The organism is Streptomyces tendae (assembly GCF_014650435.1).
GTDB classification, from domain to species: domain Bacteria; phylum Actinomycetota; class Actinomycetes; order Streptomycetales; family Streptomycetaceae; genus Streptomyces; species Streptomyces tendae.
Window position 1 is genome coordinate 36,058 of the sequence record NZ_BMUY01000014.1, and the last position, 11,936, is coordinate 47,993.

Annotated in this window: 9 protein-coding genes; 1 reads left to right on the forward strand and 8 read right to left on the reverse strand. The window is 71.1% G+C overall.

From position 1 onward, the window contains the following. Positions 1 to 409: 409 nt before the first annotated feature. The 7 genes from IE258_RS31055 to IE258_RS31085 all read right to left on the reverse strand — a co-directional run bounded on the left by IE258_RS31055 (position 410) and on the right by IE258_RS31085 (position 9,762). Positions 410 to 2,113 carry a proline--tRNA ligase gene (locus tag IE258_RS31055; protein WP_189749068.1) on the reverse strand — a complete coding sequence of 568 codons (1,704 nt, stop codon included), beginning with the start codon at positions 2,111 to 2,113 and terminating at the stop codon, positions 410 to 412. A gap of 73 nt (positions 2,114 to 2,186) precedes the next feature. Further along, positions 2,187 to 2,729: a GNAT family N-acetyltransferase gene (locus IE258_RS41945; RefSeq protein ID WP_127896522.1), complete on the reverse strand. Its 543-nt coding sequence runs from the start codon at positions 2,727 to 2,729 to the stop codon at positions 2,187 to 2,189. 60 nt (positions 2,730 to 2,789) lie between these two features. Further along, positions 2,790 to 3,638, reverse strand: a complete 849-nt coding sequence (locus IE258_RS31065) for a GNAT family N-acetyltransferase (RefSeq protein WP_164461201.1) — start codon at positions 3,636 to 3,638, stop codon at positions 2,790 to 2,792. 95 nt (positions 3,639 to 3,733) lie between these two features. Beyond that, on the reverse strand, positions 3,734 to 4,891 hold the full coding sequence (gene ispG / locus IE258_RS31070; RefSeq protein ID WP_189749070.1) for a flavodoxin-dependent (E)-4-hydroxy-3-methylbut-2-enyl-diphosphate synthase: 1,158 nt from the start codon (positions 4,889 to 4,891) through the stop codon (positions 3,734 to 3,736). Positions 4,892 to 5,086: 195 nt separating this feature from the next. Continuing rightward, the gene (locus IE258_RS31075) at positions 5,087 to 6,391 is read right to left on the reverse strand and encodes a M50 family metallopeptidase (protein WP_506417437.1); all 1,305 of its coding nucleotides are present in this window, start codon (positions 6,389 to 6,391) and stop codon (positions 5,087 to 5,089) included. Next, a complete protein-coding gene (gene dxr / locus IE258_RS31080) occupies positions 6,388 to 7,644 on the reverse strand; it encodes a 1-deoxy-D-xylulose-5-phosphate reductoisomerase (protein ID WP_189749071.1) in 1,257 nt (418 codons plus the stop codon). The genes IE258_RS31075 and dxr overlap by 4 nt, the downstream gene beginning before the upstream one ends. A 126-nt stretch (positions 7,645 to 7,770) precedes the next feature. Continuing rightward, entirely contained in the window at positions 7,771 to 9,762 is a 1,992-nt protein-coding gene (locus tag IE258_RS31085; RefSeq protein WP_189749073.1) for an acyl-CoA dehydrogenase family protein, read from the reverse strand. A gap of 316 nt (positions 9,763 to 10,078) precedes the next feature. On the opposite strand from IE258_RS31085, the gene IE258_RS31090 reads away from it, so the two are divergent. Then, positions 10,079 to 11,092 (forward strand): LacI family DNA-binding transcriptional regulator, encoded by a 1,014-nt coding sequence (locus IE258_RS31090; protein WP_189749075.1) that lies wholly within the window; start codon positions 10,079 to 10,081, stop codon positions 11,090 to 11,092. A gap of 79 nt (positions 11,093 to 11,171) precedes the next feature. Here IE258_RS31090 and IE258_RS31095 read toward each other — a convergent pair whose 3' ends face one another. Next, complete coding sequence (locus IE258_RS31095; protein ID WP_189749077.1) at positions 11,172 to 11,900, reverse strand: glycoside hydrolase family 12 protein; 729 nt, start codon at positions 11,898 to 11,900, stop codon at positions 11,172 to 11,174. Between the last annotated feature and the right edge of the window lie 36 nt (positions 11,901 to 11,936).

Here is an 11,936-nt window from a genome sequence, read left to right on the forward strand (position 1 = left end):
TCTGTGGGAGTGCGGGATGCCTGCGGCGCCGCTGCGGGTTCGGTGGGGGTGCGCGTAGCGCGGTGCGTGGGGTGGTGGGTCGGGGCCGCGCCGGGGGGTGTTCGTCCTCGGAACGGCGCGGAATCGGTTTCTTGAAGAGGTGCGCGGCGTTGACGCGCCAACCGCTGCGGGCGAACACCCCCCGACACGTCCCCTGCTCGCCGTACGCGCCTGCGGGCCGTCGCCCCGCCGCCGCGGGCAGTCGTGCCGCTGGGGCGGCACGGGTGGGCGCGGCGGCACCCCGGCAGCGCCGGGCCACGCGACCCACCCTCGCGGCCACATCCGCGCCGGGTGCCGAGGCCACGCCGGGCCGCGTTCCCCCGCCCCCGGGGGCCCGCGCCGGGGGCAGGGAACGCCGGGTCGCTTCGGGTCAGCTGGTGAGGCGGGTGAGGGCTTCCTCGACCGTTACTTCCTCGCGCTCCCCCGTACGTCGGTCCTTCAGCTCGACCACGCCCTCGGCGGAGCGGCGGCCGGCCACCAGGATCTGCGGGACGCCGATGAGTTCCGCGTCGGTGAACTTCACGCCGGGAGAGACTCCCGCGCGGTCGTCCACCAGGACCCGGACGCCGGCCGCGGCCAGCTTGTCGGAGACCTCCAGGGCCAGCTCGGTCTGCAGGGCCTTGCCGGCGGCGACGACGTGGACGTCGGCCGGGGCGACCTCCTTGGACCAGACGAGGCCCTTGTCGTCGGCGTGCTGCTCGGCGAGGGCGGCCACCGCGCGGGAGACGCCGATGCCGTAGGAGCCCATGGTGACGCGGGCCGGCTTGCCGTTCTGGCCGAGGACGTCGAGCTTGAGGGCGTCGGCGTACTTGCGGCCCAGCTGGAAGATGTGGCCGATCTCGATGGCGCGGTCCAGCTTGAGGCCGGTGCCGCAGTTGGGGCACGGGTCGCCCTCGCGGACGACGACGACGTCCACGTAGGTGTCGACCTCGAAGTCGCGGCCCGCCACGACGTTCTTGGCGTGCGTGTCGGCCTTGTTGGCGCCCGTGATCCACGCGGTGCCGGGGGCGACGCGGGGGTCGGCGACGTACTTGACCTTGTCGCCCAGGCCCTGCGGGCCGACGTAGCCGCGGACCAGGTCGGGGCGGCCGACGAAGTCCTCGGCGGTGACCAGCTCGACGGCGGCCGGGGCGAAGTGCGCCTCGACCTTGTCCATGTCGACCTCGCGGTCGCCGGGGACGCCCACGGCCACGATCTCGCCGTCCACCTTGACGAGGAGGTTCTTGAGGGTGGCCGAGGCCGGTACGCCCAGGGAGGCCGCCAGGGTCTCGATGGTCGGGGTGTCGGGGGTGGGGATGTCCTCGGCCGCGGGGACGTCGGCCGCCTCTACGGGGCTCAGCTTGTAGGTGATCGCCTCGGTGTTGGCGGCGTAGTCGCAGTTCGGGCAGTCGGCGAAGGTGTCCTCGCCTGCCTCGGCGGGGGCCAGGAACTCCTCGGACTTGGAGCCGCCCATGGCGCCCGCGGTGGCCGCGACGATGCGGTAGTCGAGGCCCAGGCGCTCGAAGATGCGCTGGTAGGCGGCGCGGTGCAGGGCGTAGGACTCCGCGAGGCCCTCGTCGGCCACGTCGAAGGAGTAGGAGTCCTTCATGAGGAACTCGCGGCCGCGCAGGATGCCGGCCCGGGGGCGGGCCTCGTCGCGGTACTTGTTCTGGATCTGGTAGAGGATGACCGGCAGGTCCTTGTAGGACGATGCCTGGTCCTTGACCAGGAGCGTGAAGATCTCCTCGTGGGTGGGGCCCAGGAGGTAGTCGCCGCCCTTGCGGTCCTGGAGGCGGAAGAGTTCGGGGCCGTACTCCTGCCAGCGGCCCGTCGCCTCGTACGGCTCGCGCGGCAGGAGGGCGGGGAGCTGGACCTCCTGGGCGCCGATGGCGTCCATCTCCTCGCGGACGATGCGCTCGATGTTGCCGAGGACCTTCTTGCCGAGCGGCAGCCAGCTCCACAGGCCGGCGGCGGTGCGGCGCACGTAGCCGGCGCGGACCAGCAGCTTGTGGCTGAGGACCTCGGCGTCCGCCGGGTCGTCGCGCAGCGTCTTCGCCATCAACTTCGACATGCGCTGGACCGGTGCGTTGGCCATGGTTCTCGTGTCTCCTGCTGCGTAAGGGTGGTGCTAGGAGGTTAGCCGGGCGGTCCGGTGCGGTGGAAATCGGTTATCGGCCCGCCGGTGGCCGGTGCAGGGGAAGCGGGGCACCCATCACCGCGTACGGCTTGGGGGCGCTGGGGAAGAGGACCCGGCGGGCGAGGTCCTGGTAGCCGAGGGAGCGGTAGAGGCCGCGGGCGGGGCTCTCGGTGTCGATCGCGGAGAGGATCGAGCGGGGCTCGGTGGCGGCGTCGGTGATCGTGGTGATCAGAGCGCGGCCCGCGCCGCGGTTCTGGTGGGACGGGTGGACGTGGAGTTCGGTGATGACGAAGGAGTCGTCGAGCCAGGCGTCGGTGCCCTGGGCGCGGAGGTAGGGCTCGACGACGGTGGACCACCAGTGGGTGCGGTCGTTGGGCATGCCGTAGACGAAGCCGACGAGACGGCCCCGGACGGTGGCGCCGAGGGCTCTGGCGCCCGGGTGGGTCATGTGGCGCAGGACGATCTGACGGCGGACGGCCACCTCGTCGGGGCCGAGGCCGAAGGCGGCGGCTTGGACGGCCAGGGCCTCGTCCACGTGCGCGGAGAGGTCCAGTGGGCCGATCACGAGGTCCATGCCGGGGAGCCTACAGGGGGGTTTCGGTTGGGGCGCTGGTGCTGGTGGTGCGCCAGCGGCTCAGAACAGGACGCTCATGAAGGCGCCCACCTCTTGGAAGCCGACCCGGAGGTACGTCCGTCGCGCCGCCGTGTTGAAGTCGTTGACGTACAGGCTCGCCACCGGGGCGACGTCCGCGAGGGCGTAGCGCAGGACCGCCGCCATGCCCGGTGCCGCCAGGCCCTTGCCGCGGTACTCGGGGGCCACCCACACGCCCTGGATCTGGCAGGCGCGGTCGGTGGCGGCGCCGATCTCGGCCTTGAAGACGACCTTGCCGTCGGCGTCGAAGTGGGCGAAGGAGCGGCCGGAGCCGACGAGTTCGGCGACCCGGGCCTGGTAGAGCAGGCCGCCGTCGCCGGCCATCGGGGAGATGCCGACCTCCTCGGTGAACATCGCCACGCAGGCCGGCATGATCCGTTCCATCTCGTCCTTGCGGACGCGGCGGACGTAGGGGTCCGGGGCGATGTCGTCGGGGAGGCGGTCGGTGACCATGAGGGGCTGGTGGGTGCGGACCTCGCGGGCGGGGCCCCAGCCCGGTTCGAGCAGGCGCCAGAGCTGGGCGGTGGTGTCGGCGGGGCCGACGATCGAGGAGCAGCGGCGGCCGGCCCGGCGGGCGCGGTCGGCGAAGGCGCGGACGGCGCGCGGGGTGGCGCAGATGGGCACGAGGTTGGCGCCGGCGTAGCACAGGGACGTGAGCATGCCGTGCTCGTACCAGCCCCACATCTCGCCGCCGAGGCGCCACGGTTCGAGTCCGGCGATCTGGACGCGGGCGGCCACGAAGGCGTTCGCGACCGGGTCGCGGTCGAGGATGGCGAGCGCGGCGTCCAGGTCGCTCGGTTCGAGCACGCGGGAGGTGGTCTGCGTCAACACGTGCGGGGGCCTCACCCTGAGATCTGCTGGTCCCCGCACTGTACCTGCCGCGAATATGCCGCGCCGCCCCCCGGGGCGACGCGGCACGAGGTGGATCAGCCCGCGATGGAGACGGAGGGTTCGCCGGAGGTCACGCCGTCCTTCTCCATCTGCTCGGCGATCTTCATGGCCTCGTCGATGAGGGTCTCCACGATCTTGGACTCGGGGACGGTCTTGATGACCTCGCCCTTGACGAAGATCTGGCCCTTGCCGTTGCCGGAGGCGACGCCGAGGTCGGCCTCGCGGGCCTCGCCGGGGCCGTTGACGACGCAGCCCATGACGGCCACGCGGAGGGGGACCTCCATGCCCTCCAGACCGGCGGTGACCTCCTCGGCCAGCTTGTAGACGTCGACCTGGGCGCGGCCGCAGGACGGGCAGGAGACGATCTCCAGGCCGCGCTGGCGCAGGTTCAGCGACTCCAGGATCTGGATGCCGACCTTGATCTCCTCGACCGGCGGGGCGGAGAGGGAGACGCGGATGGTGTCGCCGATGCCCTGGGAGAGGAGCGCGCCGAAGGCGACCGCCGACTTGATGGTGCCCTGGAAGGCGGGGCCGGCCTCGGTGACACCGAGGTGGAGGGGGTAGTCGCACTGGGCGGCGAGCTGGCGGTATGCCTCGACCATGACGACCGGGTCGTTGTGCTTGACCGAGATCTTGATGTCCCGGAAGTCGTGCTCCTCGAAGAGCGAGGCTTCCCAGAGGGCGGACTCGGCGAGGGCCTCGGGGGTCGCCCTGCCGTACTTCTGGAGCAGGCGGCGGTCGAGGGAGCCGGCGTTCACGCCGATGCGGATCGGCGTGCCGTGGTCCTTGGCCGCCTTGGCGATCTCCTTGACCTTGTCGTCGAACTGCTTGATGTTGCCCGGGTTCACCCGGACCGCCGCGCAGCCCGCCTCGATCGCGGCGAAGACGTACTTGGGCTGGAAGTGGATGTCCGCGATCACCGGGATCTGCGACTTCCTCGCGATCACGGGCAGCGCGTCGGCGTCGTCCTGGGTGGGGCAGGCCACCCGGACGATCTGGCAGCCGGACGCCGTCAGCTCGGCGATCTGCTGGAGGGTGGCGCCGATGTCGGAGGTGCGGGTGGTGGTCATGGACTGCACCGACACGGGGGCGTCGCCGCCCACCGCCACGGGTCCGACCTGGATCTGCCGGCTCTTGCGGCGCTCCGCGAGCCTGGTCGGAACGTCCGGCATGCCGAGAGAAATCGCAGTCATCTGCTGTGCAACCCCAAGTCGTGGATCAAGGTCCGGCCCCGTTCAGCGGCGGGCTCCGGCCTTCGAGATTACGGCACCGAGATGAACGCCGGGCACGCGGCGTACGGGAGATGCACCCTTTGGCGTCCATCTGCCGGGTGAGGCGAGTGAAGCCCGGTCCGGAGGGACATGCTCTCCGGATCGGGCTTCCCGCCGTCAGCTGATGCGCACCGGATTCACCACGTCGGCCACCAGCACGAGCAGTGTGAAGCAGACGAAGACGCCCGCCACCACGTACGCCACCGGCATCAGCTTCGCCACGTCGAAGGGCCCCGGGTCGGGCCTGCGCAGCACCTTCGCTGCGCCGCGGCGCAGCGACTCCCACAGGGCGCCCGCGATGTGGCCGCCGTCGAGCGGCAGCAGCGGCAGCATGTTGAAGAGGAACAGGGAGAGGTTGAAGCCGGCCACCAGCATGACGAACATGGCGAGCTGCTGGGTGGGCGGGATGTCGAGGGTGGCGATCTCGCCGCCGACGCGGGCGGCGCCGACGACGCCCATCGGGGAGTCGGCCTCGCGGGGTCCGTCGCCGAAGGCCGCGTCCCACAGTGCGGGGATCTTGGCGGGCAGCGCGGCGAGGGAGTCGACGGCGTCGCCGATCCGGTCGCCCATCCAGGTCACGGACTGGCCGAAGTCCTGTTTCACCACGCCGGTGGCGGCGCTGAAGCCGAGGAAGCCCGCGGTGACGTACTCGCCCTGGACGATCTGTCCGTTGGAGTCCTTCTTGGCGACCTTGTTGGTGGCGATGGTCGCGTGGAGGGTGATCTCCTCGCCCTTGCGCTCGACGACGACCGGCACGTCCTCGCCGGGGTTGGCGCGGATCAGGTCGGAGAGCCTGTCCCAGTCGTCGGTCCGTACGCCGTCGAAGGCGAGGATCTTGTCCCCGGCCCGCAGGCCCGCCGCCGCGGCCGGGGAGGCCGGGTCGGACTTGGCGCAGTCGTCGCGGTTCTCGCTCTGCGAGATGACGCACTTCGAGACGGAGCTGACGGTGGTGGTCTGCTGGGAGATGCCGAAGCCCATCAGCACCGTGAGGAAGAGCACCACTGCGAGGATCAGGTTCATGAACGGGCCGGCGAACATGACGATGACGCGCTTCCACGGCTTGCGCGTGTAGAAGAGGCGCTTGTCGTCACCGGGCTGCAGTTCCTCGAAGGCGGCCGAGCGGGCGTCCTCTATCATCCCGCGCCAGGGCGAGGTGGAGCGTGCCTCCATGCGGCCGTCGGGGCCGGGCGGGAACATGCCGATCATGCGGATGTAGCCGCCGAACGGGATGGCCTTGACCCCGTACTCGGTGTCGCCCTTCTTCTTCGAGAAGAGTGTCGGCCCGAAGCCCACCATGTACTGCGGCACCCGGATGCCGAACATCTTGGCCGTGGACAGGTGGCCCAGCTCGTGCCAGGCGATGGAGAACAGCAGGCCGACGGCGAAGAGGACTATGCCGAGGATGAACATCAGGGTCGTCATGCACGGGCCTCCGCCGTCTGTGCCGCCAGTTGCCGGGCCCGGGCGCGTGCCCAGGTCTCCGCTTCGAGGACGTCCGCGACGGTGAGCGAGGTTCCCGTACGGGGGGTGCCGTGCTCCTCGACCACCCGCGTGACGGTCTCCATGATCCCGAGAAACGGCAGCGCGCCGGAGCGGAACGCCTCGACGCACTCCTCATTGGCGGCATTGAACACCGCCGGGGCCGTGCCCGCGAGCTGTCCGACGTGCCTGGCCAGGTTCACCGAGGGGAAAGCCTCGTTGTCGAGCGGGAAGAACTCCCAGGTCGAGGCCTTGCTCCAGTCGAAGGCGGGCGCGGCGTCGGGGACGCGTTCGGGCCAGCCGAGACCCACGGCGATGGGCCCGCCCATGTCGGGGGGCGTGGCGTGGGCCAGTGTCGATCCGTCCGTGTACTCAACCATCGAGTGGACATACGACTGCGGGTGCACGACCACCTCAATGCGGTCGAAGGGAATGTCGTAGAGCAGGTGGGCCTCGATCACCTCCAGGCCCTTGTTGACGAGGGTCGCGGAGTTGATCGTGATCACCGGGCCCATGGCCCAGGTGGGGTGGGCGAGCGCGTCCTCGACGGTGACGGCGGCCAGCTGGTCCCTGGTCCGGCCGCGGAACGGGCCGCCGGAGGCGGTGACGACCAGCTTGCGCACATCGGCACGGGTGCCGGCGGCCAGCGCCTGGAAGAGGGCGGCGTGCTCGGAGTCGACCGGGATGATCTGGCCCGGCTTGGCCAGCGCCTTGACCAGCGGGCCGCCGACGATGAGCGACTCCTTGTTGGCCAGCGCGAGGGTGCGGCCCGCCTCCAGGGCGGCCAGCGTGGGCGCGAGTCCGATGGAGCCGGTGATGCCGTTGAGCACGGTGTGGCAGTCGGACGCGGCGAGACGGGTGGCCGCCTCCGGTCCGGCGAGGATCTCCGGGAGCGGCTCGCCCGTGCCGTAGTGCGCGGTGAGCGCCTCCCGCAGCGCCGGTACGACGTCCTCACGGGCGACGGCGACGGTCCGCACCCTCAGCCGGTACGCCTGCTCGGCGAGGAGGGCGACCCGGCCGCCGTTGGCGGACAGGGCGGTGACCCGGAAGCGGTCCGGGTTACGCAGCACGAGGTCGATGGCCTGGGTCCCGATCGACCCGGTGGACCCGAGGATCACCACGTCCTTCGGGCCGTCGCCCGCCACCGGGTCGTAGACGAGGTGGGGGTCGGCGAGTGGGGCTGGACTGTCGCTCATCCCCCCATTGTGTCCGTAACGGCCCTCCGGAAGGACAGCGCGTCCCTCGGTCGGGTGTCGCGGGCCCGCGCGGGAGATCGCCGAGGCGTCTCTCCCGTGCGGGTTCCGTCCGGCCGGGGCCCCGGGTCAGCCGATGGCGCGGCGGACGTTTTCCCTCGTGCCGGCGCCCGGTGTCGCGTCCGCGATCCAAGGGCCGTCGCCCGACGGGTCGACGACGCCCTGCTCCAGCCACTCGTACGCGCCGCCCAGTACGCCCTTGACGACCTTGCGGTCCAGGTCGTCGGTGTTGCTCCACAGGCGGCCGAAGAGTTCCTCGACGCGGATGCGGGACTGGCGGCAGAAGGCGTCGGCGAGCTGGTATGCCTCGCGGCCGTGCTCGTCCCTGGTGCGCAGGTGCTCGGCGCGGACGCAGGCGGCGCTCATCGCGAACAGCTCCGCGCCGATGTCGACGATCCGGCCCAGGAAGCCCTGCTTGGTCTCCATCCGGCCCTGCCAGCGGGACATGGCGTAGAAGGTGGAGCGGGCGAGCTTGCGGGCGGTGCGTTCGACGTAGCGCAGGTGGCCGGAGAGGTCGGGGTGGCCGGAAGGGTGGAAGTCCCCGTACGAGCGCGGGAGTTGGCCGGGGCCCGCGACGAGCTTCGGCAGCCACTTGGCGTAGAAGACGCCGGCCTGCGCGCCCGCCCGCGCCTTGTCGGAGAGGGTCTTGTCGGGGTCGATCAGGTCGCCGGCGACCGAGAGGTGGGCGTCGACGGCCTCGCGCGCGATCAGCAGGTGCATGATCTCGGTGGAGCCCTCGAAGATGCGGTTGATGCGCAGGTCCCGCAGGAGTTGTTCGGCGGGGACCGCGCGCTCGCCGCGTGCTTCGAGGGAGGCCGCGGTCTCGAAGCCCCGGCCGCCGCGGATCTGGACCAGTTCGTCGGCCATCAGGCAGGCCATCTCGGAGCCGTAGAGCTTGGCGAGGGCGGCTTCGATGCGGATGTCGTTGCGGTCCTCGTCGGCCATCTGGGAGGAGAGGTCCAGGACGGCCTCCAGCGCGAAGGTCGTCGCCGCGATGAAGGAGATCTTGGAGCCGACCGCCTCGTGCAGCGCGACCGGCTTGCCCCACTGCTCGCGCACCGCCGACCACTCGCGGGCGATCTTCAGGCACCACTTGCCGGCGCCGACGCACATGGCGGGCAGCGAGAGGCGGCCGGTGTTGAGAGTGGTGAGCGCGATCTTGAGGCCGGAGCCCTCCGGACCGATGCGGTTGGCGGCGGGCACCCGGACCCGGTGGAAGCGGGTGACGCCGTTCTCCAGGCCGCGCAGGCCCATGAAGGCGTTGCGGTTCTCGACCGTGATGCCTTCGGAGGCCGCCTCGACGACGAAGGCGGTGATGCCTCCCCTGCCGTCCTTGCCGTCCTTGCCGTCCTGGCCTTCCCTGCCTTCCGCGCCCTTCTGCGGCTTCGGGACGCGGGCCATGACGACGAGCAGGTCGGCGACGACGCCGTTGGTGGTCCAGAGTTTCACGCCGTCGAGGACGTAGTCGTCGCCGTCCCGGACGGCCGTGGTGGCCAGCCGCGCAGGGTCGGAGCCGACGTCCGGCTCGGTGAGCAGGAAGGCCGAGATGTCGGTACGGGCGCAGCGCGGCAGGAACGTGTCCTTCTGCTCCTGGGTGCCGAACATCTTCAGCGGCTGCGGCACCCCGATCGACTGGTGCGCGGAGAGCAGCGCGCCGATCGCCGGGTTCGCGGAGCCGACCAGGGCGAGGGCCTTGTTGTAGTAGACCTGGGTCAGGCCGAGGCCGCCGTACTTGGTGTCGATCTTCATGCCGAAGGCGCCCAGCTCCTTCAGCCCGGTGATCACGTCGTCGGGGATCCGCGCGTCGCGCTCGATCACCGCTCCGTCGATCTTCGTCTCGCAGAAGTCGCGGAGCTTGGCGAGGAACTCCTCGCCCCGCTGGACGTCCTCGTCGGCCGGGAGCGGGTGGGGGTGGAGGAGGTCGAGGCGGAAGCGGCCGAGGAACAGCTCCTTGGCGAAGCTGGGCTTGCGCCAGTCCTGTTCCCGGGCCGACTCCGCGACCTGGCGGGCCTCACGTTCGGTGACGGTGGGACGGGAGGAGGGGGTGGATGGTGCGGACATGGGGCTCACCTCGCCACGAATCGCCCTGCACGAACTTGCGGACGTACGTCACTAGTCGGTGCTACTCGATCGTATGTACCCGATCCCGGGCACCCCAGCCACCCTTCGTGCGGCCGTTCGGCGGATACTGCGGGGGGAGGGCCGGCGGGGCACATGCGGAAGACCTCGGAGAGGCACGCGTGGGAAGACACGGCTGTCGAAGCGCTTCGACAGGCTATGGACACCCATCCGCACTGCGGCTACTGTCGAACCACCCTCGCCCGCCCTTGTTCACACCCCGCGCTGTCGAAGCGCTTCACATGACTTGGAGAGCTGGATGGTCACCCTCGCCGAGGTCGCCCAGCACGCCGGAGTCTCGGCGAGCACGGTGAGCTATGTCCTCAGCGGCAAGCGGTCCATCTCCACCACCACCCGGCAGCGGGTCGAGGAGAGCATCCGGAAGCTCGGCTACCACCCGAACGCCGGCGCCCGCGCCCTGGCCAGCAGCAGGTCGAACATCATCGCCCTCATGATCCCACTGCGCACCGACATGTACGTGCCGGTGATGATGGAGATCGCCATCGCGGTCGCGGCGGGCGCGCGCACCCACGGGTACGACATCCTGCTGCTCACCGGCGAGGAGGGCCCCGACGCGGTGCGCCGCGTCACCGGCAGCGGACTCGCCGACGCGATGATCCTGATGGACGTCGAACTCGACGACGAGCGGCTCCCCCTGCTGCGCGACACCCACCAGCCGTCCGTCCTCATCGGGCTCCCCGCCGACACCGAGGGCCTCACCTGCGTCGACTTGGACTTCCGGGCGACCGGCGCGCTGTGCGTGGAGCACCTGGCACAGCTGGGCCACCGCGACATCGCGGTCATCGGCGAGGCGGCCGCCGTCTACGAGCGGCACACCGGTTTCGCCGAGCGCACCCTCGACGGTCTGCGCACCCGCGCACGGGAGCTGGGACTGCGGCTGCTGCACCGGCCCTGCGAGGGCGGGTACGACGCGATGGCCGCGACACTGGCCCGCGTCTTCGACGAACGGCCGGACACCACGGGGTTCGTCGTCCAGAACGAGGCAGCCGTCGAGCCGCTGCTCGCCCTGCTGCGCCAGCAGGGCCGGGCCGTGCCGGAGGACGTGTCGGTGGTCGCGGTCTGCCCCGAGCAGGTCGCCACCCAGGCATCGGTGCGGCTCACCTCGGTCGCGGTGCCCGCGCAGGAGATGGGGCGGCGGGCCGTGGAACAGCTGGTCGCCAAGCTCGACGGCCGGGGCAGCGACGAGGTCGTGCTGCTCTCGCCGGAGCTGACCGTCCGGGCCAGCTCGGGACCGGCGCCCGTCGCGCCCTAGGGGTGTCGTTCGCAGAGCGCAGAGCGGGGGGGGCCGGTCCCGGGACCGGCCCCCGCGCCGTGGCGTGCGGGTGCCGGGGTCAGCCGCCGCTGACCGTCAGGTTGTTGGTGCGGAAGTCCAGGCCGCCCGCGGACGAGGTGATCTCGTAGCCGAACTGCACGTCGCCGATGGTCTCGTTGCCCATCCAGCCCTTGGTGTCCTTGATCCACTTCAGGATCGGGAGGATGTTCACCGTGCCGGAGTTCGAGTCCGAGGTGCGCAGGAACGAGTAGACCTCGTTGGCGCCGTTGTTCCCCTTGTAGACGTTCCAGGTGTGGCCGCCGAGGCTGACGGTCCCCTGCGAGGTGCCGAGGGGGCCGACGGCGCCGTTCTGGTTGACCCAGAGCATGATCTCGTGGTCGTAGTCCGTGTCCCAGATGTCGTACGAGGTGTTGTACGCGCCGGAGGACGGGACCGTGACGTTGTAGCTGCTGGTGAGCGAACCGAGCGAGGCGATCGGCTTGTTGATCACCTTCTTGGCGTTCGGGTAGGACTTGATGCCGCCGGTGTTGGGGTGGTCCGCCCAGACGCCCCAGTTGGTCCCGGAGTTGGCCCAGACGCACTGGCTTCCGGCGCCGGAACCCCAGATGTTGTTGTAGAGGGTGTAGCCGTCCAGGGTGGTGTTGCCCCACTGGTCGCAGGAGTTCCAGACGGCGGCCTGGGCGGGGGCGGAGGCGAGGCCGACGGTGGCGCCGAGCGCGAGGGCCGGGGCGAGGAGCGCGGTCAGGGTTCGGGCGCGGGTGCGGGTGGGGCGCGTGCGTGGTGCCATGGCGTTTCCTTCCATGGGTGGGGGGACGTGCGCTGG

Bases quoted from the DNA above. Each gene is read 5' to 3' on its own strand.
- IE258_RS31055 (WP_189749068.1), bottom strand. From the start codon at position 2,113: ATGGCCAACGCACCGGTCCAGCGCATGTCGAAGTTGATGGCGAAGACG.
- IE258_RS41945 (WP_127896522.1), bottom strand. From the start codon at position 2,729: ATGGACCTCGTGATCGGCCCACTGGACCTCTCCGCGCACGTGGACGAG.
- ispG (WP_189749070.1), bottom strand. From the start codon at position 4,891: ATGACTGCGATTTCTCTCGGCATGCCGGACGTTCCGACCAGGCTCGCG.
- IE258_RS31075 (WP_506417437.1), bottom strand. From the start codon at position 6,391: ATGACGACCCTGATGTTCATCCTCGGCATAGTCCTCTTCGCCGTCGGC.
- dxr (WP_189749071.1), bottom strand. From the start codon at position 7,644: ATGAGCGACAGTCCAGCCCCACTCGCCGACCCCCACCTCGTCTACGAC.
- IE258_RS31085 (WP_189749073.1), bottom strand. From the start codon at position 9,762: ATGTCCGCACCATCCACCCCCTCCTCCCGTCCCACCGTCACCGAACGT.
- IE258_RS31090 (WP_189749075.1), top strand. From the start codon at position 10,079: ATGGTCACCCTCGCCGAGGTCGCCCAGCACGCCGGAGTCTCGGCGAGC.
- IE258_RS31095 (WP_189749077.1), bottom strand. From the start codon at position 11,900: ATGGCACCACGCACGCGCCCCACCCGCACCCGCGCCCGAACCCTGACC.